The 434-nt window shown below is 46.5% G+C and carries 1 tRNA gene; it reads left to right on the top strand.

Going from position 1 to position 434, the window contains the following annotated elements:
• Nucleotides 1–131 precede the first annotated feature (131 nt).
• Nucleotides 132–207, top strand: a tRNA-Glu gene (locus ACLGE8_RS22705).
• Nucleotides 208–434 lie beyond the last annotated feature (227 nt).

Here is a 434-nt window from a genome sequence, read left to right on the forward strand (position 1 = left end):
GTAACAAGGTAACCGTAGGGGAACCTGCGGTTGGATCACCTCCTTACCTTAAAGAAGCGTTCTTTGAAGTGCTCACACAGATTGTCTGATGAAAAGTAAATAGCAAGGCGTCTTGCGATTGAGACTTCAGTGTCCCCTTCGTCTAGAGGCCCAGGACACCGCCCTTTCACGGCGGTAACAGGGGTTCGAATCCCCTAGGGGACGCCACTTGCTGGTTTGTGAGTGAAAGTCGCCGACCCCAGTATCTCAAAACTTACCTTCGGGTGACGTTTGAGATATTTGCTCTTTAAAAATCTGGATCAAGCTGAAAATTGAAACAGCACACTGAACTCTGTTCTTCGTAATAAGAACAGACTGAAGTGTGTTTGAGTCTCTCAAATTTTTGCAGCGCGATGATGAATCGAAAGAAACATCTTCGGGTTGTGAGGTTAAGC

The organism is Kluyvera sp. 142486, assembly GCF_046569695.1.
GTDB lineage: Bacteria > Pseudomonadota > Gammaproteobacteria > Enterobacterales > Enterobacteriaceae > Kluyvera.